Raw genomic sequence first — 21,845 nt, 5'->3', positions numbered from 1 at the left:
TCAAATTGAAATCAGTCGTTTATCTTACAACAGAAAGGAAGCTTTGCAATTCAGGTGTTTGAGGATTAGCAAAGACTTCATCACTTGCGCCCGTTTCCCATACTTTACCTTGATGCATAAATACAACTCTATCACCAACATCACGAGCAAAGTTCATTTCATGTGTCACTAAAATAAGTGTCATACCTTCTTCTTTTAATTGCTCTAATACATGCAATACTTCGCCTACTAATTCAGGATCAAGCGCCGACGTGATCTCGTCACATAGCAAGACTTTGGGAGACATCGCTAATGAACGAGCGATTGCAACACGTTGCTGCTGTCCACCAGATAAATTCGCTGGATAAGCATCTAATTTGTCACCTAATCCTACTTTTTCAAGTAATTTTTTAGCTAAGGCTTTGCACTCTTCAGCATCTTTTTTTAATACCAGCTGTGGTGCTAACATGACATTTTCAGCTGCAGTTTTATGCGGAAAAAGATTAAAACTCTGAAATACCATACCCACGCTACGACTCAATAAACGTAGTTTTAATTCATCGTCTTCAACCGCTTGATTACCTACATAGATGGCACCTTCTTGAAAGCTTTCTAGACCATTAATACATCTTAATAAAGTACTCTTACCCGAACCACTACGCCCAATGATAGAAATAACTTCACCTGCTTCCACTTTAAGGTCAACACCTTTTAAGACATGGTTTTCGCCATAATATTTATGGACTTTATCGATACTAACGAGTGGCATGATTTTTATTCTCCAAATAACGAGCTAAAACAGATAGAGGGAAACAAATAATAAAATAAAGTAAAGCGACTAACCCAAACACTTTAAAAGGTTCAAAAGTTGCGTTGTTTAACATGGTTCCTGCTTTGGTCAGTTCTACAAAACCAATGATAGAAGCTAAGGCAGTGCCTTTAACTATTTGCACAGAAAACCCGACTGTTGGTGCAATTGCCATTTTGATTGCTTGAGGAATAATCACGTGACGCATAGTTTGAGCATAAGTAAGCCCTAACGTACGACAAGCTTCCCACTGCCCTTTAGGCAATGCCTCTATACATGAACGCCAAATTTCGTGTAAATAAGCACTACTAAATAAAGTTAAAGACAAAATAGCAGCAGTCCAAGCATCAACATCAATGCCCAGTAATGACAAACCAAAAAAGGTTAGAAACAACTGCATTAGTAGCGGAACACCTTGAAATATTTCTACATAAACCTTAAAAAACACATTTAATGACGCATATTTAGCACTGCGTAAAAACGTTAAAATCAATCCAACAAGACCACCACCGATAAAAGCGAATAACGATAATAAAATTGTCCATCTAGCAGCTAACAATAGATTTCTCAAAATATCCCAATCAGTAAATTGCATCATAATTTTATTCCTTATAACGCTGGCGCTTTAAACATTACTTTACTTAATAAAGTAAATGCTTGGCGCATCAAAATAGCTAAGAAGAGATATATCACGGCAGTTACAATATATGATTCAAAGCTTAAGAATGTTCGGGATTGAACAAAATTGGCTGCAAAAGTAAGCTCTTCAAGCGAGATTTGTGAGACCACTGAAGACCCTAACATGACGATAATGCATTGACTCACCAAAGCGGGATAAACACGCTGATAAGCTGGAGGCAAAATAATATGTATAAAGATCTGACGATAAGTCAACCCTAACGTTCTTCCTGCTTCCCACTGTCCTTTAGGCGCGGCAAGAATACCTGCTCTAATAATTTCAGCGCTATAAGCCCCTAAATTAAAAACAAGTGCAATAATACCGGCTTCCCATGCGGAAAGTTTAAGACCTAATGCGGGCAAACCAAAAAAGATAAAAAACAGTTGCACAATAAAAGGGGTATTTCTGGTCATTTCGATATACACAGCACAAATACTACTTAACCAACGCTGCTGACTTATTCGGCCAGCGGCACAGTAAGTACCCACAAGTAACCCCAAAATAGTTGAAATCACAGTAATTTGTATCGTCATGCCGATGCCTGACAAAAATGTTGAAAAATAAGGAACTAACCCAGAAAAATTTACCTGATAGTCCATAATACCCCCTTCTATTAATGACAGACTATGCAGCTAGATCCGCAGGAAATGGTGCTTTAAACCATTTTTGAGAAAGTTCTTCTAGCACGTTATCTTGCTTAGCTTTTTTCACTAAACGATTAATCTCTTTAAGTAAAACGGCATCACCTTTCATTACACCAATGTAACAAGGAGAGTTCTTTAATAAAAATTTTGTCTTAGGTGCTTTACCAGGAAAACGATTAGCAATCTCAGTCACGACTAGATTACCCGTTGCAATAAGGCTAACTTGCGATGATAAATAAGCAGACAATGTTGAGTTATTATCTTCATAACGGTGAATAGTTGTTGATTTAGAAACTAATTTGCTTAGTTCTATATCTTCCACTGAACCACGTGTGACACCAACAGTTTTATTAGCAAGATCGTTTGCAGATGAGACTTTTACATCATCAGCTCCGAATACACCTAAAAAGAAGGGCGCATATGCTTCACTAAAATCGATCGCTTTCTCTCTTTCTGCATTTTTACCTAAACTCGATATAACAAGGTCTGCCTTACGAGTTTGTAAATAAGGAATTCGATTCGCACTAGTAACAGGAATCAACTCTAACTTAACCCCTAATTGTTCAGCTAAATAAGCCGCCATATCAATATCATAACCTTGAGGTTTAAAATCCGTTCCAATAGAACCAAAAGGAGGAAAATCCTGAGGAACAGCGACTTTTAACACACCTTTCTTTTGAATAGATTCTAATTGATTTGCTTGAGCAGAGTGAACCGTCAGTATTAGTAATAATGACGCACACGCACTTGATAGTAATTTACATAACTTCATTTTATATCTCCGAAAAATTAACTAATTGATAAAACAATTGAAACAACCAATCGCAATCTTGCAACGATTGTGCCAATTTAAAATGAAAAATTACGGCATAGAAAACAATAAGTTAAATAAAAACTATAATTAAATTTTGAACGAACTCTAAATAGAGTGGTGCAATGAGTCCCACAAATGGTGCAAACGCACCAATCATGTGTTGATTAAGTTTCCGATTTAAAAAGAATCAAGTCTTAAATTGAATAAGGATGCTCTTTCATCCAATGTATTGCGATATCTTCGCGTTTAGTTATCCAAACATCATCGAATGATTGCACATAATCGAGGAATTTTTTGAGCGCCATAAAACGACTTGGTTTACCGATAATGCGACAATGCAATCCGATCGACATCATCTTAGGTTTTGTACTTCCTTCTGCATAAAGGCAGTCGAAGTTATCTTTTAGATAATTAAAAAATTCATCGCCATGACTAAATCCAAAGGGAGATGAAAAACGCATATCGTTATTATCTAAGGTATAAGGGATCACTAAATGTGGGCGTGTTTTCTGTTCATCAGTAACATCAGCAACTTGCGTCCAAAAAGGTAAGTCATCACCGTAATAATCTGAATCGTAAGCAAGCTCTGGATGCTCAGCGACTAATGCGCGAGTATTAGGGGAATCACGCCCAGTATACCAGCCCATCGGCATTTTCCCGGTTAACTCAGTGATAATCTTTAATGCTTCAGCCATATCATGACGTTCTTCTTGTCTCGACGTCTTTTGATAGGAGATCCACTTTAAACCATGACAAGCAATCTCATGGCCATCTTCAATAATTGCTTGAGTGACTTCAGGGTTACGCTGTAGTGCAGTTGCAACAGCAAAGACCGTTAATGGCAATTCACGTTTTTTGAATTCATTTAATACACGCCAAACACCTGCACGAGAACCATATTCGTATAAAGACTCCATACTCATATGACGATCGGCATAAGCTTCTGCACCGGCCATTTCAGAAAGAAAGGTTTCTGAATGTTGATCGCCATGTAATACACAATTCTCGCCGCCCTCTTCGTAGTTCAGTACAAATTGGACTGCAATTTTGGCTTTATTTGGCCAATTTGCGTCGGGCACATTGTCTCTACCATAACCAATATAATCACGCGGGTTGTGTTGATCCATATATTGTTCCTTTGAGCTTCGGGCTCTGATTTATGAATAATCTATTGCTAATCATCTATTTAAACTCGGTTGAGTCAGGAGACGCTTAGCAATACATTATAAAAAATGAATAAAGGAGGTTTGCATCAAGCTAAACCTCCAATCAATCATTGTTCATTAATGGTTAAATGTGTTTATTTTAATTTACCGTCAACACCTTCAACGTAGTAATCCATACCCAATAATGCACCGTCTTGCATGACTTCACCGGCTTTAAGAATTAACTTACCTGATTGGTCTTTAATTGGACCTGTGAATGGATGGAATGTACCTGCCACGATTTTGTCTGAAAGTGCTTTAACTTCATCAGCTACTTTCTTAGGAACCGCTTTATTTAATGGTGCAATCTTAGTCATACCCGATGCTAGACCTTCCCATACATCACCAGACTTCCAAGTACCATCCATTACTGCTTTAACTTGTTTCTCGTAAAAACCATGCCAGTTATGAATAGCCGCAGTTAATTGTGCAGTTGGACCATAAGCACTCATATCTGAATGATAAGCAACGGCGTAGATACCTGCATTTTCAGCCGCTTGAACTGCTGCTGGTGAATCTGTGTGGAAAGTGATCACGTCTGCTTTTTGATCGATTAAGCTGTTTGCAGCTTCACGTTCTTTTGCAGGGTCAAACCAAGTATTTACCCAAACCACTTTAACTTTGATATCTGGGTTTACTGAACGTGCACCTAGTGTAAATGCATTGATACCACGTACGACTTCAGGAATTGGGAAAGCACCGATGTAGCCTAGTACATTTGATTTTGACATATAACCCGCAACCACACCTGTTAGGTATCGTGCTTCATAAATGCGGTCAAAGTAAGTCCCTACATTTTTAGAGCGCTTGTAACCTGTCGCATGTTCAAATTTAACATTAGGGAAATGTTTCGCTACTTTTAATGTTGGATTCATGTAACCAAAAGACGTTGTGAAAATAAGTTTATGACCACTTTGTGCAAGCTGCGTAATAACACGCTCAGCATCTGGACCTTCAGCTACGTTTTCGATAAAAGTTGTTTTGATTTTATCGCCAAACACTTTTTCTAAATTTAGACGCGCTTCATCATGTGTATAAGTCCAACCTGCTTCACCAGTAGAACTTACGTAAACAAAACCAACTTTAAGTGGTTCGTCATCAGCATGACTGAATGCTGCAAAGCTTAAACTGAGAGTTAAGCACAACATTTTGAAAATCTTACTCATATTCCTTCCCCTATTATTTGTATTTTTATGTTAAAAATTATTTAACATCGCTTTATCAGACCGACAACATATTAATCTATGTAGTCACTACTGTATTCATTTTCTATGCCAAACTAAGGTTGGTACATTGTATGCAAGCAATAAACTGACCAAATGGTCAAATTCTTTTAAATATTTTAAATTTAATGCAGAATGCATAGCTAAAGCCTTATTTAACAAGGCATAAGCGATAGAGAGAGGTTAACGTGATTCAGTTTTTACTTAACGATGAAATGATTGAATTAAAATCATTTGCGCCAAGCTTGAGCGTTTTAGACTGGTTACGCACCAATATGGGGAAAGTGGGTAGCAAGGAAGGATGTGCATCGGGTGATTGTGGTGCATGTACTGTTGTGATCGGTGATTTAATCGATGGACAATGGCATTACAAAAGCATCAATGCTTGTTTAATGCTATTAGGTAACTTACATGGAAAGCATGTTATTACTGTTGAAGCGCTTAGCACTACTATCAACCCAGATGTTGAAGATTTACATCCAGTACAAAGAGCCATGGTTGAATGTCATGGTTCACAATGTGGATTTTGTACTCCCGGATTTATTATGAGCTTATTTGTGCTTTATATGAATCACACAACTTATCCAGGAAAAGAAGCCGTGATCCAAGCGCTAGGTGGAAACCTATGTCGCTGTACCGGTTATCAACCGATCTTAAAAGCCGCTGAACAATGCTTTAGTTACGAAAATGATCCAATAAAAAACATAGCGCATGAAGATCATCGCTTTACTCAACAAGTTAAAAAACTAACGGAATCACTGCAAACATCTTTAGCAGCAAATCAAATTCCTTTAATTGAACATGGTGAACAGCATTTCTATTTACCGCAGAGTTTAACGCAATTATGCCAACTAAAAACAGCTTATCCTGAAGCGCAGTTTGTCGCGGGAGCAACGGACTTATCAGTAGAGTTTAGCCAACGACTCACTTATCAAGATCAACTTATCTCAGTGCGTTACTGTCAAGAGTTAATGCAATTTGAAAATGATGACACAGGCTTACATATCGGTGCAGCCTTACCTTACAGTGAATTTGTGGAACGCTTTTGTGAAGTTTACCCTGAAGCACATGAGCTATTTGAACGTTTAGGTTCATTGCAAGTAAGAAATGCAGGCTCACTCGGAGGCAGTATTGCTAACGCTTCTCCCATTGGCGATCCGGCTCCTTTATTAATTGCTTTAAATGCAGCCATTGAAGTACAAAGTACTCGTGGAAAGCGTGTACTCGATTTAGCAGAGTTTTTTGTAGATTATCGTAAAACCCAATTAGCTGAAGACGAAGTGATTGTGGCGATTCATGTACCTAAACGAAGACCAACGCTTAAATTAAGCTGCCACAAAATTTCAAAACGTATTGAAGATGATATTTCTGCAGTTTGTTTAGTATTAGCTTACCAATACGACGATGAAACAATACAGAAAGCACGTTGCGCAATGGGCGGAATGGCAGCCACGCCAGCGTTAGCTAAAAACGTAGCAGAAGCATTAAATGGTAAAACATTAACCTTAGAAAACCTGCAATTAGCAGCAGAGCAAATTGAAGTCGATTTTCAGCCTTTATCTGATGTACGCGCATCCTCTGAATATCGCATACAAGTTAGCAAAAACTTATTTTCTAGAATTTGGTATCAAACTCAAGAAGCGCCTCAATTCAAAAGCGCCAATCTTCACACTTCTAATGCTGTTCAAATTACCAATGCAGCGCCAATAATTCATACAAGGATCAACCATGCGGCACTTTGAAACAGACAAACCTAAAGGCCCTGCTGGCAACGCAATTGGTCGTTCTTTTGTACATGAAAGTGCAATTAAACAAGTCGCAGGAAAAGCCTTTTACATTGATGATAAAGCAGAAGATGTAAATAGTTTACATGCTTATCCAGTCTTATCGACCATAAGCTGCGGAAAAATATTATCAATTGATACTAAACCAGCGTTAGCTGAAGCAGGTGTTATTGCGATTTATAGTGCGAAAGATATTCCGGGTAAAAATGATGTCAGCCCAGTTTTCACAGGTGATATTTTGTTAGCTGAGGAAGTCATTGAATTTCATAGCCAACCTATTTTATTAGTGGTTGCAGAAAGCTATCAAAGCGCACGTATTGCAGCTCGAAAAGTAAAAATTGAATATGAAACATCAACGCCCGTGCTTGATATCAAAGAAGCCATTGCCAAAGAACATTGGGTTCGTCCCCCTCATGCCTTACACCGAGGTGATGCACAACAATCGATTATTGATTCAGCACATCAAATCAGCGGTGAATTAACTGTCGGCGGTCAAGAGCATTTCTATTTAGAAGGGCAAGTCAGCATTGCTTCACCTACGGAAGACGGCGGCATGTTCATTGAAACATCTAGCCAACATCCAAGTGAAGTTCAGCATTTAGTGGCCAAAGTCCTAAACCAACCCTTCAATTATGTGACTGTAGAAATGCGTCGTATGGGCGGTGGCTTTGGTGGTAAAGAAACACAAGCCGCACCGTGGGCATGTTTAGCTGCAATAGCGGCTTATTATACGGGCAAGAAAGTGAAAATACGCTTAGCGCGTGGCGATGATTTCCGAAGCACAGGTAAACGCCACCCTTTCTATAATACCTATCAAGTTGGCTTTGATGACGATGGTTTAATCTCTGGTGTAGATATTAACGTCAATGGTTTCTGTGGTTACTCTGCAGATTTATCTGACGCGATTGTTGACCGTGCATTGTTCCATGCGGATAACGCTTATTATTATCCCAATGCGCATATCAATGGTAATCGCTGTAAAACCAACACGGTAAGTAACACTGCATTCCGTGGATTTGGTGGCCCACAGGGCATGATAGTCGCAGAACAAATTCTTGATGATATCGCGTATTACCTTGGTAAAGATCCATTAGACATTCGTAAACTGAATTTATATAAACCGGGTCGTGATTTAACGCCTTATAAACAAAAAATCGATCAGTTTATTTTAAAAGACATGATTGAACAGGTTGAGCAAGAAAGTGATTATTGGTCTCGTATGCAAGCGATCAAAGACTTTAATAAAACCTCACCAATTATTAAAAAAGGCTTGTCACTCACGCCTGTCAAATTTGGTATCTCATTTACCGTTCAGCATTTGAATCAAGCTGGTGCATTGCTTGTGATCTATTCCGATGGCAGTGTCCATGTGAATCATGGCGGTACGGAAATGGGGCAAGGTCTAAATACCAAAATTGCACAAATAGTCGCGCAAGCTTTATCCATCGATATGAAACATATCTTGGTCAATGCAACGCGAACAGACAAAGTGCCGAATACCTCACCAACAGCCGCTTCAAGTGGAACAGACTTAAATGGTATGGCCGCTTTAAACGCTGCGAATATCATTAAAGAAAGATTAATCGAATTTGCTTGTGAACACTTTGAAGTGAACAAAGACACAATCCAATTTGTTGATAACCAATTAATTCACGATAAAGGCAAAATTAGCTTTGCTGAGTTAATTCAGTTGGCTTATATCAATCGTATTTCATTGTCAGCTACGGGTTTTTACGCAACACCTGAAATCTATTACGACAGAGAAAAAGCAGAAGGTCGTCCTTTCTTCTATTACTCTCACGGCATTGCATTGAGCGAAGTAGAAATCGATTTATTAACCGGTGAAAATACGCTAACTCGCGTAGATATTTTGCATGATGTGGGCAATTCAATTAATCCTGCATTGGATATCGGACAAATCGAAGGTGCCTTTATTCAAGGTATGGGCTGGTTAACGACTGAAGACTTACGTTGGAATGAGAAAGGTGAATTAGCGAGTAATGCGCCAGCTACTTACAAAATTCCAGCGATTGGTGATACACCTGCCGAATTTAATGTAAAGCTCTATGATTCACAAAATCCTGCAACAACGGTATTCAAATCTAAAGCCGTCGGTGAGCCGCCATTTATGTTGGGGATTAGCGCTTGGAGCGCAATCCGTAATGCTATAGCAAGCATTACAGATTACAAATATGCACCAAGTTTAAATACACCAGCCACCGCTGAATGTATTTTAAATGCGGTGCAGGTTGCCCAGCAATGGCAACAAAAACAGCAGCAAAAAAACCAAGGATAACAGTATGCTAAATAGTTCTATACAAGATCATAATCAAGCTTCTGCTCAAGGTTTACATCCACATAGCTGGTTGCAAGCAATCAACGAACTTGAAGCTAATGGTGACACGTATGCATTGATTACCGTATTAGGTACTTCAGGTTCAACGCCGCGTGCGATTGGCACGAAAATGGTGATCAGCGAAAAGAATATCTACGCCACCATTGGCGGTGGCCATTTAGAGTTTAAAGCGATTGAACATGCTCGAGAACTATTGAAGCAAGAGCAAACTTGCCAAGCCGTTGAAAACTTTCAACTCGGTGCAAGCTTAGGGCAATGTTGTGGTGGAACGGTTGTGGTGTTGTTTGAAGTGTTTGTGAATGACAAAATGCATTTAGATATCTACGGCGCAGGCCATGTAGCACAAGCTTTGATCCCTATTTTAGCGCAGCTGCCAATTCGCATTCGCTGGATTGATAGCCGTGCCGATCTTTTCCCTGCAGAAGTACCAAGCAATGTTCAAAAAGTTATCGATGAGCAACCTGTCGACCAAGTTAAATCAGCGAAAAAAGATAATGCCTTTTTGATATTGACGCATAACCACCAGCTAGACTTTGACCTTTGCCAAGCCATTCTTAAACGCGATGATGCTTTGTGGATGGGCGTTATAGGTTCAGACACTAAAGCCAAACGATTCCAATATCGTTTAACTCAACGTGGATTTTCAGAGCAACAAATCGAGCAGATGATTTGCCCTGTTGGTTTAAAAGAAGTCACAGGAAAACTACCGATGGAAGTGGCGATTGCTATTTCAGGACAACTCGTTGAATTGTATCAAAGCCAACAAACGAAACAGTCTAATCAGCAAGGCGCACAATGGAAATCGTTAACCAATAACCTAATTCATTTAAGCGCAGAACAAGTTAAAGCAGCAGGTTAATACCAAACACATTATTTAATGTAATTGGTAAAATTTAGAGGCATTTGAGATGACAAAAGCACAAGAAACGGTATTAGTATTCGGCGATGTTTTAGACTTTATTGGCGATCCAAACAAACTTGGAGAGCAGGCTCATCGTTACTTCTCACCCGGTGCATTATTAATTAAAAATGGAAAGGTGCTAGAAGCTGGCGACAAAAATGACATCCAGAATAAACACGCAAGTCTCTTAACGGACTCAAAAGTTGAAATTAAAGATTTCACGGGACAATTAATCCTTCCGGGCTTAATTGATACTCACATTCATTTTCCACAAACTGAAATGATTGGTGCCTACGGTGAGCAATTATTAACTTGGCTAGAAAAACACGCATTCCCAGCGGAACAACAATTTCACGATAGCGAATATGCAACCGGAATAGCCAATATTTTCATCGATGAACTATTACGTAACGGAACCACCACTGCTTTGGTATTTGGCACGGTTCACCCACAATCTGTCGATGCATTTTTCACTGAAGCACAAAAACGTAATTTACGTATGATCGCAGGTAAAGTGATGATGGATAGAAACTGTCCTGAAACCTTATCTGATACCGCTGAAAGTGGTTATCAAGAAAGCAAAGCACTGATTGAAAAATGGCATGGTGTTGATCGTTTAAGCTATGCAGTGACACCTCGTTTCGCTCCGACTTCAACTAAAGCACAGCTTGATAACTGCGGTAAATTACTCAAACAATATCCAGATGTTTATTTGCACACGCACCTTTCAGAAAACAAAGATGAATGTAAATGGGTACAAAGCTTATTTGAAGAAAATCAAGATTACCTAAGCGTTTATGAGGATGCAGGTTTAGTGAAGAAACGCGCTGTATTTGCGCACGGTATTTACTTATCAGATAGAGAATATAAAAGCCTAGCAGACAACCAAGCAGCTATATCACATTGCCCAACGTCTAACCTCTTTATTGGCTCAGGATTATTTAATTTAAAAGCCTGTGAAGAACATGACGTTACCGTTTCCATGGGCACAGATGTGGGCGGCGGCACCAGCTTTTCATTATTTCAAACCTTCAATGAAGCTTACAAAATACAACAATTACAAGATAACTCACTTTCAGCATTTAAAGGCTTGTACTTATCTACGTTAGCAGGCGCAAAAGCGTTAGATTTAGAAGGGACGATTGGTAATTTCCAACCAGGATGTGAAGCTGATTTTATTGTATTAGATAACTCGCCAACACCTTTTCTAACCTTTAGATTAAAACAATGTAAGGATTTAGAAGAAAAGCTATTTACCTTGATGATGTTAGGCGATGATCGCTGTATCAGTGAAACCTTTGTGATGGGAAAAAGTATCTACAAAAAATAACCAATGAGAGTTGTATAAGGCTGTTACTTTCACAACCTTATACAACTTATTCAAACTGATTAACTATTCTTATGCCACGGTTTACCCAATGCCATTGGCTCGAACAGTTTTAAGCGTTGTTTATCACGACTCAGCATCACTAATACCACTAAGGTAGCTACATAAGGCATCATCGCTAATAGGTTAGAGGAGATTGACCAATTAAGCCCTTGCGCCACAAGATGCATAATACTCGCAAAACCAAATAGATAAGCGCCCAATACAATACGCTCGATACGCCAGCTAGCAAATACCACTAAGGTTAACGCAATCCATCCTTTACCTGACACCATGCCTTCCGTCCACATTGGTGTATAAGCAATCGATAAATAACCACCTGCTAGTCCAGCCATTGCACCACCGAACATCACCGATAAATAACGAATGCGCATTACAGGCAAACCAATATTACTTGCTACCGTTGGATCTTCACCCACAGCGCGAACCGACAAACCTTGGCGGTGATAACGGAAGAATAAATACACAACCACAATCAGAACCCAGCTCAGGTAAACAATCGCATTTTGCGCAAATAGTGCTTTACCTATGATTGGGATATTTTGTAATTCCGTTTCCACTAAAGCAGGTAAAACAGTGATTTGCTTACCTTCATAATCATTACCTAAAAAAGCAGATAATCCGGTACCAAAAATAGTTAAGGCTAACCCAGCCGCTACTTGGTTCGCATTAAGGTGCAATGCAATAAAACCAAATAACAATGACATTGCCATACCCACCAGCATTGCAAAAACGAAACCAAGAAAATGATTATCCGTATGGTACATCGCAATAAACCCAGCGACTGCCCCCATCAACATCATGCCTTCTTGACCTAAGTTTAAAACGCCACTTTTCTCACAGACCATTTCACCTAATGCAACCAGTAAAAGCGGTGTGCCTGTTAGGATCATGGCGAATAAAATATTGGTGATTAAATTGATATCCATTTATTTATCTCCTTGAGTCGCTGTTGAGAGAAAACGAGGTAAGGTAAACACCACTCGATAACGGATCAACACATCACATGAAAGTAGGAAGAACAAAATCAATCCCTGCAAAATCCCAGTAATTGAACGTGGTAGATTCAACACCATTTGCGACATTTCGCCACCCATAAAGATTAACGCAATCAGCAAACCTGCTAGCGTGATCCCCAACGGATGCAAACGTCCAAGAAAGGCAACAATAATCGCAGAATAACCATAACCCGGAGAAATAGCAGGAATTAATTGCCCTGTTGTCCCCGTCACTAATACAGCTCCAGCCAATCCTGCCAGCGCACCGCCGACCAAAAACACCATCACGGCTAGTTTCGTTTCTTTGTAACCCGCCATACGTGCTGCAGGTTTATCCAGTCCAAGCACTTTAATTTGAAAACCTAAAAAGGTTTTGCTCATAAATACCCAAACCACAACCAGAGCCAATAACACTAATAACAAGCCGACATGCAAACGTGTACCTTCAAACAAAATAGGTAACAAAGTACTATCGCCAAACAAAGCACTTTCAGGGAAGTTATAACCGTTAGGATCTTTTAATGGTCCATAAACCGCCCACAGTAAAGTATTCAACGCGATGTAATTCATCATAATGGTGACTAAGGTTTCATTACAATTTAAACGCAGGTTAAGAAACGCCGAAATACCCGAACAAATCATCCCGCCGACCATACCTGCAATTAACGCTAATGGCATTGCCCAAAGGCTTGTTGAATCAACAAATTGTAATGCCATTGTTGAACTGACCACGGCACCTAATAATAACTGCCCTTCGGCACCGATGTTCCAAATAGAAGCGCGATAACATAGGGCTAAACCATAGGCACAAAGTAAGATTGGAATGGCAACCACTAATAATTCGGTAATACCGTACCAATCTGCAATCGGACTAATAAAGAAAGTATAAAGCGCAAGTACAGGATCTTTTCCTAATCCCCAAAATAAAAAGGTACCTGCAATCAAGGTTAAAAACACTGCTAACACAGGAGATAAATATCCCCACTTAACCGAGGCTTGACCACGTGCGACTAATTTAATCATGAGTTAGCACTCCTTGCTTACTTTCTACATTCGTTGATGCAGTATCAAAATCACCTGCCATCCATTGTCCTAACTTCACTAACGGTAACGCTTCAGGCTCTAAGAAATCAGAAAGCTCACCATCACACAGCGCACCTAAACGGTCACAGACTTTATAAAGCTCATCTAAATCTTCAGAGACAATTAAAATCGCACAACCACGATCCCTTAATTCCAAAATCGCTTGATGAATTGCCACTTGTGCACCAATATCCACTCCCCATGTAGGATGTGACATTAATAAAAACAACGGTTCTTGCTCCACTTCTCGTCCAACAATAAACTTCTGTAAATTACCACCAGACAAACTTTCAGCCGCATCATGATTACCAGCGGTTTTCACCTTGTATTTTTCAATAATATGGTCTGCCAATGCAGTAATATTCGCTTTGTTTAAAAAACCATGTTTCACTAAATCTGAATCAAAACTGGTTAACAACGCATTATCGCGTAAATCTAATTCAGGCACTGCACCTCGCCCTAAACGATCTTCTGGTACAAAAGCCATGCCTAAACGACGACGCGCTAAAGGCGATAAATGATCAACAAAATCACCCGCAAACTTAATGGCTTTTGAATGACGGTGAATTTCTTCGCCCGATAAGGCTTTAAACAATTCATCTTGTCCGTTACCCGCAATACCCGCGATGCCAACGATTTCACCCTTTTTAACCTGTAAATTAATGCTTTTAAGTGCGATATCAAACTGACTTAACGCCGGTGTTGATAGGTTTGCAATATCAACAAACACTTCCCCGCCCACTGCGCGTCGGCATTCATTACTAATGGCAATATCGTCACCGACCATCATACGCGCGATAGATTCCGAGGTTTCATCTTTAGGGTTACAATGCCCTGTCACTTTACCCGCTCGTAGAATGGTTGCGGAATCACAAAGCTCTGTCACTTCATGTAATTTATGGCTAATAAATAGAACGGAACAACCTTCTTTGGTCAGTTGTTTTAGTGTTTTGAATAGGTCGTCGACTTCTTGCGGTGTTAATACTGAGGTAGGTTCATCTAATATGAGTAGTTGCAGATCCAGTAACAAACAACGCACAATTTCAACACGTTGACGTTCACCTGTGGATAAACTTGAGATTCGGCGCTCAGGATCCAGTGGCATGCCATATCGTTCCGATGTTTTTTTAATACGCGCCGCTAAGGTTTTAGGGTTACCAGCTTCTGCGCCTAACACCAATGCAATGTTTTCGGTAACGGTTAACGTTTCAAATAAAGAGAAGTGTTGAAACACCATACCAATGCCTAAGCCTCGAGCAACAGCAGGTTCGCTAATCGACACTTCCTTGCCATTCCACACTATCGTGCCAGCATCGGGTTTAACCACACCGTAAAGCATCTTCATTAAGGTACTTTTTCCGGCGCCATTTTCACCTAATAAAGCATGAATTTCACCATGCTCTATATTTAGAAACACGTCATCATTGGCTTTACAACCGGGGTATTCTTTAGTGATCCCAAGCATCGCTAAACGCTTAACATTATTCATTGATAACTCCCTATTTTACACCCACTTTTTAAAGTGAAATTATGATTTGGCACGTTACGTGTTTAACAATACTAAGAGCCCATAACAAAATATTTAATATCAATATAAACAGGTTGATTTATTTAATAGTTAAAAAAGAAAAACACTTCCTTTTTTACACAACCTGTCCATTTGGTCAAAGTTGGTATGATATTAGCAATAACCTTACCAGTTATTAAATAATTGCATTGTGCGTGCTAGCGCGCCGTAAGCATAAGAAGCCTTATGTACCATGCAGGTTAACCTTAGAGAACATTAAACAAAACTCGCTTAATGTCATTATTTAATAAAAGCTGAGACAGTGAAAAATGGGCATTCGCACTAAATACGTTCATTTTAAGCTTGTAGCGCACCATTAAAGGGCTAAAACTCACTCAAATAGCACCGTTTAATGCGTTACGTGATAGCTAATCATATTTATTTTGCAAAGGAATAGTAATGACTTTAGATCAAATCAACAAGGCGAATTCAGAGCAAATTTACAGCCTCTTCGAAAACTGCTGTTGCGCGCCAAATTGGATACAAAAAATGATCGATGCTCGCCCTTTTTCAAGTAAAGAGGCTGTACTTGAGGCTTCAGAAAAGAATTTTGCACAACTTGTTGAAGCAGATTATCTCGCCGCTTTTGAAGGACACCCGCAAATAGGGAATTTAGAAACGCTTGCTAAAAAATACGCAAATACATCAGGTAGTGCAAGCCATGAACAATCTGGCATGTCTGCCGCTCAAAAATCGGTGCTTGAAGAGATGCAAGCACTGAATATCGAATACCTAGAAAGATTTGGCTTTATCTTTATTGTGTGTGCCTCAGGCAAAAGCGCACAGGAAATGCTGGATCTCATTAAAAGTAGAATCAATAACGATCGCCAAAGCGAACTCACTATCGCTGGTAACGAACAAGCAAAAATCACCAAAATACGTTTGGAAAAATTATTATGAATCAGAACCCAATTACGACACATATTCTCGATACATCACAGGGTAAGCCTGCTGCCAATGTACAAATTAAACTATTCGTTTTACAAGGTAAAGAATGGGTTACATTGTCTTCAGCCCTGACGAACCAAGATGGTCGCATCAACGATTGGCAAGATAACAGCTGGTATCAAGACGCAGCCATTGAAGATCTTTTTGGCACTTATAAAATCCTTTTTGAACTCGACCCATATTGGGAAACACAAAGCGCACCTGCTTTTTATCCAAGTGCTGAAATCACTTTCCGATTACAAGATGAAAGACATCATCACATCCCACTTTTACTCAATGCATTTGGTTACTCAACGTACCGAGGCAGTTAATTTATTCCCTTTGCTTGTAATAAGAATAAATAGATAAAACAAAAATAATTAGAAAAAGAAGGTAACTATTATGGGAAATTATTTAATTGAAATTGCGCACTTAGTATTGCGTTATTTTCACGTCATCGCAGGTATTGCATGGATCGGTGCATCATTTTATTTTGCATGGTTAGATAACAGCTTACAAACGCCACCCAAAGAAAAACAAGACAAAGGCATCAAAGGCGACCTGTGGGCAATACATGGCGGTGGCTTTTACGAAGTTGCGAAATACACCAACGGCCCAGAAAAAATGCCAACTACATTACATTGGTTTAAATGGGAAGCTTATACGAGTTGGATCACCGGTATTTTATTATTCAGTTTACTTTATTACGTAGGCGCAGATGCGAACTTACTAGACAGCGCGAAGAGTGACTTAAGTAAGTTTGCCGCTATTACGACTTCGCTTGCAAGCATTGCAATCGGGTATATTGTTTACCGCTTATTATGTAACTCGCCATTAGTTAAAAATGGCTACTTATTCACAGCAACTATAATTGCACTACTTGCATTATGGACATGGGGATTTGATCAATTATTTGCAGATAAAGCCGTTTATATTCATATCGGTGCATTAATTGGTACGTGTATGTCGGGCAATGTATTTCAAGTTATCATGCCAGGACAACGCTACCTTGTGAAAGAAGTAGAAGCAGGTCGAATTCCAGATCCAGCTGTAGGTTTAAAAGCGAAGTTATGTTCAATTCATAATAACTACGCAACCCTACCAATCATCTTCATTATGCTAAGTAACCACTTTTCACATACCTACACGCATCAATATGGTTGGGTTGTATTAGTCGCATTAATTGTTATCGGCATGTGGATCAGACATTACTTTAACCTTAAGCATCGTCACATTAACAAACCGTCGATTTTGGTATCTGGTATCGCTGCATTCTTTGCGGTCATGCTAGCCATTGCACCATGGGAAAGCTTTGAAACTAAAGTAAATACAGTACAAGTGTCAGATCAGCAAGCATGGACTATCATCGAGCAACATTGTACTGAATGTCACAGCGCAACGCCGACATCTCCGTTATTCACTAGCGCACCGCTAGGCTTTACCATTGATTCTATTGAAGCCGCACAAACGCACTCAGACAACATCTACACGCGTGCAGTGATCAATCAAGATATGCCATTAGGCAATATGAATAATATGACACCAGAAGAGCGCAAAACCCTAGCGATTTGGATTGAGAATTATCGCGTAGCGAAAGGGAAGTAATAACGATGGTTTGGTCAGTTGGATAACTGACTAAATCCTTCTGCTGATTCCCACAGTCCTTTGTGGGAATGCAAACTGTCAATTTGTATGGGTTGGGCTCGTCTACGCTCGTCATTGCTTTATAAATAATATTCGCTTTTTGTTTCGCCCTGTCGGCGACTCTACTTTCTCTCTGCCAGCAGAGAAAGTAAGCCAAGAGACTGGCACCGAATCACTTTCTATTCCAATCTACTCATTCATTTTAAACGTACCGTTTCGGACGTGCAAAGGACACGCATAGCTTAGTCCGCTCATAACACTATGCTGTCGCATAAATCACTCCATGCACTAGCCGAAACTAAGCCAAACGTCCTGTTTGGCTTTGCTAAAATAAGCTCCCAGATTGGGAAAGTTCAACGGTGGGGATGTCGTAGCCGCATTGAGTCATGCTCTATTATTTATAGGAAAACTTAATTCCGTGTCTCTACAGTAAACACGGAACTTTTCCGCCTTTCCACATGAGAAAGGTTTTATGTTTTCATTTAATAGTTTGATTTAATGCTTCATTACACTAAAGTAATGCCTAATTTATCAAATTAAACTATTCCGTATTTCCACCGTAAATACGGAATAATTCGGCTTAGTTACGCTGTTAGGCCTCAAGGAGGAACTATGAATGATATTGCATACGAACAATTTATTAATGTTGAAGCTGAAAAGTTAATTGAAATATTTGTTGGAGATGTTGATCAATTAGTTCAAATATTAAAAGCTCACCTGTATACAGAAAACTTTCTTGAAAAAATCATTTTAGCTACTTTAATTCGTGGCGATAAACTTATTGAGAAAGGTAATTTTTCATATCATCATAAACTTTTGATTTGTGAATCCGTTGATGCTCTACCTGATACGTTAGTATCTAGCTTGAGAAATTTGAATAAACTACGAAATAAATTTGCGCATCAAATGGATATGCAAATATCAGAGGCTGATGTGACTAAAGTAGGTAGTCCATTAGGTAATGAATATACAAAACTAAAAAAAGGTAAAGAGGGACGTGTTGGGTATTTATATTCCACATTATTAGTCACAATATGTTCAAAGTTAGCAAAAATTGCTTATCATATTGAGCATGAAAATGCCTAACAAGCACTTTAAACGGAACAAAAACAGTTGGCTGTTTCGCTCCGCTACACAATTATAGCCAACAATTTTTGCCCGCTTAAGTGGGCGTTACGAGGAGTGAATATGGATTTTATTCAGTCTGATAGGTTTGAAGAATCAGTTGCGATAATAAAGAAGAATATGGCTCCATATTACAAAGAGCTAAATTTGGTATGGGATGATGAAGCAAAGTTATCTCGTTATAAGGAATGCTCTCTCTGGGTTATTAAAATTATGAACACCGAAGTCGGGTTCTACATGGCTTACGAATATGAAGGAATGTTTTATATCGCTGAACTTCATATTGATTCAAATTATCGCAACAAAGGATATGGTACTGAAGCACTATCCAAAATTCGAGAAATCGCGGCAGAAAGTGGATATAAAGAAATTCGTGTTGGCGCTTTTAAGAACAGTGGTGCACTGAAGCTATATGAGAACTTTGGCTTTAGAAGAGAGGGCGAAACAGAATATACCCATGAGCTTGTTGCAACCACGTAACAAGCGCATGAAATATCGCGCACTCCGTGCGCTGGACTCGCAACAAGTTGCTCGCCATTTATGCGAGCGTTAGTGTTTAAGGAATATAAATGAAATCTGCGTGGTTGCTTTTTAGTCTTTTTTTTCCAGTGGTTGTTTTTGCCAAGTCTAGTTTAGTCACGGTAAATGGCTATGATGTCGAATACGAGATGGCTGGTAATGGCAAACATACCGTATTCTTAGAGGCTGGAGGTTCAGCAGGTTTATCTGATTGGGACCCTATTTTCAAAAGTCTTGCCAAGAACACTCGTGTTATTCGTTACTCTCGGATTGGAAACGGTGGCTCAGAGCTCGTTGTGAAGAATTATAGCTCTGAGGAGTATGCTGAAGAGGCTCGTTTAGTTCTTGAAGCTCTTCACATTAAAAAACCAGTAGTTTATGTGGCCCATTCATATGGCGCTTACATCGCTAGACGCTTTGCTGCTACCTATCCTGAATGGGTTTCCGGGTTAATGCTAGTTGAGCCAGCTTCAGAACATGATGTTGATATTATGAGAAGAATTGATCTTACTAAAGCAGAAAAAGAAATTGCTCAAGTGAAACTGGACGATATGAAAAACGGAATGTCTAACCAATACCTAGATTTCTGGGCTAAACGACCACTGCCCGGTTATCCAGAGATACAGGATATTCCTGTAACAGTCATTGCATCAATAAAAAAATATGAAAATCCTCCATTACTCTTTTTCACAGATGAAGCACGGGAAATGTGGGGAGAATTACACTCTGAATGGGCAAACGCATTTCCACAAGGAAAGGCTGTATTAACAAACAAGAGTTACCATTTCCCACAGAAAGATGAGCCAGATATGGTCGTTCAGGAAGTCATCGACTTGTTGGGGAGAATTAAACACTAACAAATGCAGTCAGCGGATTCGCTTCGCTCTCCGCTGCTGCAAGCGTTATAACTCACGAAGAGGTTCATAATATGATTAGTATTCGTTTGGCTAAATTCTCTGATATAGAGTCATTAATTCCCCTAAATTCTGAGGTGCAGTCATTACATATTGATATTGCTCCAAGTGTGTTTTGTGAAGTTAAAAAAGATGAGCTATCGAAGTGGTTTCAGGAACAAATTGAAGACTGTAATACGCAATTATATATTGCAGAAAATAGTAGAAAAGTTTTGGGTTACCTGATTATAAAAGTCATTAAACGCCCTAGTAATCCATTTATGCTTAAACAACATTACGCATACATTGATCACATGTGCGTAGATTCAGAATATCGAGGCAATGGGATCGGCCGTAAGCTTATTTCTGTTGCTGTTGCCTTTGCAAAAGACAGTGGAATAGGCCACATAGAACTAGATGTGTGGTCAAAAAATATCAATGCTAAAAATGCTTATAAAAAAATCGGATTCGAGGCTAGTAGAGAAAAGCTTATTTGCAAGGTTGAGTTATAACAAGAAAATCAACAAGGAGAAGTCATGGTTGAGTGGACTAATTTAACTGGTTGCTTTGGTGAAGGAACTCAAAACCCTTCAGACGATGATTTAAAGAAAGCTCTTAGTGAGCTTTTTAAATCACAAGATAACGAGCATCCAGATGCTTGGATAGAGTATGGTTCAGAAAATGGCCCGCTATATTCTGTATCTATATTTTCTAGTGGCTATGCACTCTACACAAAATACAGTGATGCAGACATGAGTGATGAGCTAGAAAACAAAAAAATTGAAAACGTAACAGAAGATTCTGCATTCGCTCTATGGAAGAATCTTATGGATGGTAATGAATCAAAAATATAACAAATATAGCCACAGGAAAAATAGTCTTCCCCCACTTTAGTGGACACCTTCTCATTACACTGAGGAGGTTATGTTGAGTAATCAACAAGAAGGAAAAGATTTTTCACTTGTTGGAAAGAGGACTTTGGACCGGCATTGATGGCAATTCGAAAAGCCTTAGATCCTCGTATTCAGCAGTGGCGTCAAATTAAAAAGTACGGGACATCCAAACATTGATTTCTAAAGCATCAATAGCTTAAGATAAACAGATTATTCAATGTGGCAGTAAGGTATTAAGACGTAATAATGAACATACGTAAATATTCACAACGAGATTACCATCAGAAGAAAAAGTCTTGGACATATATGGTCACTCTTTGTAAATCAAGTTCAAATTGATTTTTATTTATTATTTCACTGTCGATATTGTATAAAAAACTCGTCACCCTTCATTATTAAGGGATAACCTTTCTGGT

21 protein-coding genes are annotated in these 21,845 nt (G+C 39.1%); 12 read left to right on the top strand and 9 right to left on the bottom strand.

Features of this window, described 5'->3' with window-relative positions:
* Nucleotides 1–19 precede the first annotated feature (19 nt).
* The 6 genes from E2R67_RS12665 to E2R67_RS12640 form a co-directional block, all read right to left on the bottom strand.
* Nucleotides 20–748, bottom strand: coding sequence for an amino acid ABC transporter ATP-binding protein (locus E2R67_RS12665; RefSeq protein WP_134291325.1), 729 nt, complete (start codon nucleotides 746–748; stop codon nucleotides 20–22).
* The gene (locus E2R67_RS12660; RefSeq protein WP_134291324.1) at nucleotides 735–1,385 is read right to left on the bottom strand and encodes an amino acid ABC transporter permease; all 651 of its coding nucleotides are present in this window, start codon (nucleotides 1,383–1,385) and stop codon (nucleotides 735–737) included. Before E2R67_RS12660 ends, E2R67_RS12665 begins: the two co-directional genes overlap by 14 nt.
* 11 nt (nucleotides 1,386–1,396) lie before the next feature.
* Nucleotides 1,397–2,065, bottom strand: a complete 669-nt coding sequence (locus E2R67_RS12655; RefSeq protein WP_134291323.1) for an amino acid ABC transporter permease — start codon at nucleotides 2,063–2,065, stop codon at nucleotides 1,397–1,399.
* Nucleotides 2,066–2,090: 25 nt separating this feature from the next.
* Nucleotides 2,091–2,882: a transporter substrate-binding domain-containing protein gene (locus E2R67_RS12650; RefSeq protein ID WP_134291322.1), complete on the bottom strand. Its 792-nt coding sequence runs from the start codon at nucleotides 2,880–2,882 to the stop codon at nucleotides 2,091–2,093.
* A 236-nt stretch (nucleotides 2,883–3,118) separates the two neighbouring features.
* Nucleotides 3,119–4,051, bottom strand: coding sequence for an allantoinase PuuE (gene puuE / locus E2R67_RS12645; RefSeq protein ID WP_134291321.1), 933 nt, complete (start codon nucleotides 4,049–4,051; stop codon nucleotides 3,119–3,121).
* A 173-nt stretch (nucleotides 4,052–4,224) separates the two neighbouring features.
* Entirely contained in the window at nucleotides 4,225–5,295 is a 1,071-nt protein-coding gene (locus tag E2R67_RS12640) for a BMP family ABC transporter substrate-binding protein (protein ID WP_134291320.1), read from the bottom strand.
* Nucleotides 5,296–5,540: 245 nt separating this feature from the next.
* On the opposite strand from E2R67_RS12640, the gene xdhA reads away from it, so the two are divergent.
* From xdhA to guaD, 4 genes are read left to right on the top strand one after another with little or no spacing between them, the layout of a single operon-like run.
* Nucleotides 5,541–7,094 (top strand): xanthine dehydrogenase small subunit, encoded by a 1,554-nt coding sequence (xdhA, locus tag E2R67_RS12635; protein WP_134291319.1) that lies wholly within the window; start codon nucleotides 5,541–5,543, stop codon nucleotides 7,092–7,094.
* Nucleotides 7,081–9,432 carry a xanthine dehydrogenase molybdopterin binding subunit gene (xdhB, locus tag E2R67_RS12630; protein ID WP_134291318.1) on the top strand — a complete coding sequence of 784 codons (2,352 nt, stop codon included), beginning with the start codon at nucleotides 7,081–7,083 and terminating at the stop codon, nucleotides 9,430–9,432. The genes xdhA and xdhB overlap by 14 nt, the downstream gene beginning before the upstream one ends.
* Nucleotides 9,433–9,436: 4 nt before the next feature.
* On the top strand, nucleotides 9,437–10,351 hold the full coding sequence (xdhC, locus tag E2R67_RS12625) for a xanthine dehydrogenase accessory protein XdhC (protein ID WP_134291317.1): 915 nt from the start codon (nucleotides 9,437–9,439) through the stop codon (nucleotides 10,349–10,351).
* 49 nt (nucleotides 10,352–10,400) lie between these two features.
* Nucleotides 10,401–11,723, top strand: coding sequence for a guanine deaminase (gene guaD / locus E2R67_RS12620; protein WP_134291316.1), 1,323 nt, complete (start codon nucleotides 10,401–10,403; stop codon nucleotides 11,721–11,723).
* Nucleotides 11,724–11,782: 59 nt separating this feature from the next.
* Here guaD and E2R67_RS12615 read toward each other — a convergent pair whose 3' ends face one another.
* Genes E2R67_RS12615 through E2R67_RS12605 form a run of 3 tightly spaced genes read right to left on the bottom strand, consistent with a single transcriptional unit; the run spans nucleotide 11,783 to nucleotide 15,350 of the window.
* A complete protein-coding gene (locus E2R67_RS12615; RefSeq protein WP_134291315.1) occupies nucleotides 11,783–12,709 on the bottom strand; it encodes an ABC transporter permease in 927 nt (308 codons plus the stop codon).
* The gene (locus E2R67_RS12610; protein WP_134291314.1) at nucleotides 12,710–13,801 is read right to left on the bottom strand and encodes an ABC transporter permease; all 1,092 of its coding nucleotides are present in this window, start codon (nucleotides 13,799–13,801) and stop codon (nucleotides 12,710–12,712) included.
* A complete protein-coding gene (locus E2R67_RS12605; RefSeq protein WP_134291313.1) occupies nucleotides 13,794–15,350 on the bottom strand; it encodes an ABC transporter ATP-binding protein in 1,557 nt (518 codons plus the stop codon). Before E2R67_RS12605 ends, E2R67_RS12610 begins: the two co-directional genes overlap by 8 nt.
* 477 nt (nucleotides 15,351–15,827) lie before the next feature.
* Here E2R67_RS12605 and uraD point away from each other — a divergent pair, with 477 nt between their 5' ends.
* The 8 genes from uraD to E2R67_RS12565 all read left to right on the top strand — a co-directional run bounded on the left by uraD (nucleotide 15,828) and on the right by E2R67_RS12565 (nucleotide 21,390).
* Nucleotides 15,828–16,328: a 2-oxo-4-hydroxy-4-carboxy-5-ureidoimidazoline decarboxylase gene (gene uraD, locus E2R67_RS12600; protein WP_134291312.1), complete on the top strand. Its 501-nt coding sequence runs from the start codon at nucleotides 15,828–15,830 to the stop codon at nucleotides 16,326–16,328.
* A complete protein-coding gene (gene uraH, locus E2R67_RS12595) occupies nucleotides 16,325–16,687 on the top strand; it encodes a hydroxyisourate hydrolase (RefSeq protein WP_134291311.1) in 363 nt (120 codons plus the stop codon). Before uraD ends, uraH begins: the two co-directional genes overlap by 4 nt.
* 70 nt (nucleotides 16,688–16,757) lie before the next feature.
* A complete protein-coding gene (locus E2R67_RS12590; protein ID WP_134291310.1) occupies nucleotides 16,758–17,960 on the top strand; it encodes a urate hydroxylase PuuD in 1,203 nt (400 codons plus the stop codon).
* 651 nt (nucleotides 17,961–18,611) lie between these two features.
* A complete protein-coding gene (locus E2R67_RS12585; RefSeq protein ID WP_134291309.1) occupies nucleotides 18,612–19,085 on the top strand; it encodes a hypothetical protein in 474 nt (157 codons plus the stop codon).
* 102 nt (nucleotides 19,086–19,187) lie between these two features.
* Entirely contained in the window at nucleotides 19,188–19,604 is a 417-nt protein-coding gene (locus tag E2R67_RS12580; RefSeq protein WP_134291308.1) for a GNAT family N-acetyltransferase, read from the top strand.
* An 89-nt stretch (nucleotides 19,605–19,693) separates the two neighbouring features.
* Nucleotides 19,694–20,500, top strand: coding sequence for an alpha/beta fold hydrolase (locus E2R67_RS12575; protein ID WP_134291307.1), 807 nt, complete (start codon nucleotides 19,694–19,696; stop codon nucleotides 20,498–20,500).
* A 71-nt stretch (nucleotides 20,501–20,571) separates the two neighbouring features.
* Nucleotides 20,572–21,048 carry a GNAT family N-acetyltransferase gene (locus E2R67_RS12570; protein WP_134291306.1) on the top strand — a complete coding sequence of 159 codons (477 nt, stop codon included), beginning with the start codon at nucleotides 20,572–20,574 and terminating at the stop codon, nucleotides 21,046–21,048.
* A 24-nt stretch (nucleotides 21,049–21,072) separates the two neighbouring features.
* Nucleotides 21,073–21,390 carry a hypothetical protein gene (locus E2R67_RS12565; RefSeq protein WP_134291305.1) on the top strand — a complete coding sequence of 106 codons (318 nt, stop codon included), beginning with the start codon at nucleotides 21,073–21,075 and terminating at the stop codon, nucleotides 21,388–21,390.
* The last annotated feature ends 455 nt before the right edge of the window (nucleotides 21,391–21,845 follow it).

It is taken from the genome of Psychromonas algicola, from assembly GCF_004378355.1.
GTDB lineage: Bacteria > Pseudomonadota > Gammaproteobacteria > Enterobacterales > Psychromonadaceae > Psychromonas.
This window is presented reverse-complemented; position numbering and strand designations above follow the sequence as displayed.

What these genes read in the sequence shown, in the direction of transcription:
- guaD (WP_134291316.1), top strand. Translation starts at nt 10,401, where the DNA reads ATGACAAAAGCACAAGAAACGGTATTAGTATTCGGCGATGTTTTAGAC.
- E2R67_RS12565 (WP_134291305.1), top strand. Translation starts at nt 21,073, where the DNA reads ATGGTTGAGTGGACTAATTTAACTGGTTGCTTTGGTGAAGGAACTCAA.
- xdhC (WP_134291317.1), top strand. Translation starts at nt 9,437, where the DNA reads ATGCTAAATAGTTCTATACAAGATCATAATCAAGCTTCTGCTCAAGGT.
- E2R67_RS12650 (WP_134291322.1), bottom strand. Translation starts at nt 2,882, where the DNA reads ATGAAGTTATGTAAATTACTATCAAGTGCGTGTGCGTCATTATTACTA.
- E2R67_RS12665 (WP_134291325.1), bottom strand. Translation starts at nt 748, where the DNA reads ATGCCACTCGTTAGTATCGATAAAGTCCATAAATATTATGGCGAAAAC.
- E2R67_RS12610 (WP_134291314.1), bottom strand. Translation starts at nt 13,801, where the DNA reads ATGATTAAATTAGTCGCACGTGGTCAAGCCTCGGTTAAGTGGGGATAT.
- E2R67_RS12640 (WP_134291320.1), bottom strand. Translation starts at nt 5,295, where the DNA reads ATGAGTAAGATTTTCAAAATGTTGTGCTTAACTCTCAGTTTAAGCTTT.
- E2R67_RS12585 (WP_134291309.1), top strand. Translation starts at nt 18,612, where the DNA reads ATGAATGATATTGCATACGAACAATTTATTAATGTTGAAGCTGAAAAG.
- E2R67_RS12575 (WP_134291307.1), top strand. Translation starts at nt 19,694, where the DNA reads ATGAAATCTGCGTGGTTGCTTTTTAGTCTTTTTTTTCCAGTGGTTGTT.
- E2R67_RS12660 (WP_134291324.1), bottom strand. Translation starts at nt 1,385, where the DNA reads ATGATGCAATTTACTGATTGGGATATTTTGAGAAATCTATTGTTAGCT.
- E2R67_RS12655 (WP_134291323.1), bottom strand. Translation starts at nt 2,065, where the DNA reads ATGGACTATCAGGTAAATTTTTCTGGGTTAGTTCCTTATTTTTCAACA.
- xdhB (WP_134291318.1), top strand. Translation starts at nt 7,081, where the DNA reads ATGCGGCACTTTGAAACAGACAAACCTAAAGGCCCTGCTGGCAACGCA.
- E2R67_RS12605 (WP_134291313.1), bottom strand. Translation starts at nt 15,350, where the DNA reads ATGAATAATGTTAAGCGTTTAGCGATGCTTGGGATCACTAAAGAATAC.
- E2R67_RS12590 (WP_134291310.1), top strand. Translation starts at nt 16,758, where the DNA reads ATGGGAAATTATTTAATTGAAATTGCGCACTTAGTATTGCGTTATTTT.
- E2R67_RS12570 (WP_134291306.1), top strand. Translation starts at nt 20,572, where the DNA reads ATGATTAGTATTCGTTTGGCTAAATTCTCTGATATAGAGTCATTAATT.
- puuE (WP_134291321.1), bottom strand. Translation starts at nt 4,051, where the DNA reads ATGGATCAACACAACCCGCGTGATTATATTGGTTATGGTAGAGACAAT.
- uraH (WP_134291311.1), top strand. Translation starts at nt 16,325, where the DNA reads ATGAATCAGAACCCAATTACGACACATATTCTCGATACATCACAGGGT.
- E2R67_RS12615 (WP_134291315.1), bottom strand. Translation starts at nt 12,709, where the DNA reads ATGGATATCAATTTAATCACCAATATTTTATTCGCCATGATCCTAACA.
- E2R67_RS12580 (WP_134291308.1), top strand. Translation starts at nt 19,188, where the DNA reads ATGGATTTTATTCAGTCTGATAGGTTTGAAGAATCAGTTGCGATAATA.
- uraD (WP_134291312.1), top strand. Translation starts at nt 15,828, where the DNA reads ATGACTTTAGATCAAATCAACAAGGCGAATTCAGAGCAAATTTACAGC.